Source organism: Microbacterium sp. ZXX196 (genome assembly GCF_009709595.1).
In the GTDB taxonomy this organism is placed as follows: domain Bacteria; phylum Actinomycetota; class Actinomycetes; order Actinomycetales; family Microbacteriaceae; genus Microbacterium; species Microbacterium excoecariae.
On sequence record NZ_WMEE01000442.1, the window covers coordinates 1 to 244 of the forward strand.

Genomic DNA, 244 nt, shown 5'->3' on the forward strand with positions numbered 1-244 from the left:
TTTTGTTTGAAATCGGGCGACAGCGTCCAACCAATGCCCGTGTCACGCGACAGCCGCTCCAGCTCATTTACGATCAATTCATGGCGGCTTTCTTCTTGGCGGCGCTGCATCCGACCAAATCGGATATGTGACAGGTTCTTCACCCACTCGAAATAGGACACGGTCACGCCGCCCGCATTGGCGTAAAGATCAGGAATGATCACCACGCCCTTTTCGCGCAGCACATCATCCGCGCCAGCGGTGA

General features: G+C 55.7%; 1 pseudogene. It reads right to left on the reverse strand.

The features are described 5' to 3' along the window. Window positions 1–244 (reverse strand): annotated as a pseudogene (locus GJQ66_RS13625) (glutamate dehydrogenase); the annotation flags it as partial.